The sequence below is a fragment of the Pseudomonas sp. PME37.24/025 genome (assembly GCF_055556615.1).
Genome location: NZ_JBVHNK010000054.1, coordinates 1 through 371 on the forward strand (window position 1 = coordinate 1; position 371 = coordinate 371).

1 protein-coding gene is annotated in these 371 nt (G+C 67.4%); it reads right to left on the reverse strand.

Going from position 1 to position 371, the window contains the following annotated elements; translation table 11 throughout:
• The coding region (locus ACZ3HH_RS29460; protein WP_465810044.1) for a GntR family transcriptional regulator at positions 1–132 on the reverse strand (132 nt) is incomplete at its 3' end.
• Positions 133–371: the final 239 nt, after the last annotated feature.

The window sequence follows — 371 nt, forward strand, 5'->3', positions numbered from 1 at the left end:
CGCGCGGAGGGGCGTCCGGCTCACGCCGAGGCGGGCGGACTGCTCGACCTCGCCGAGGACGGTACCTGGCGCGAGCACGCCGGTCTGGATGTCATCGAGGAGGGCGGAGTACGCGCGGTCGCTGGCCCGCATGGCATCCCTCCCTCGCCGTTGATTCTCTCAGTGTATACACAAAGGGTGCCTGAGCGCTCTCACGGTCGCGCGGTTGCGCACAACGTATACACATGCGTGAAACGACGAAGGTCCCGGATGCCGTGCGTACGGCATCCGGGACCTTCGCGTGCCTCACTTCACCTGGGCGCTGATCACGCTCATCACGGCGGTGTCGGCGAGGGTGGTCGTGTCGCCGACCTCGCGACCTTCGGCGACAT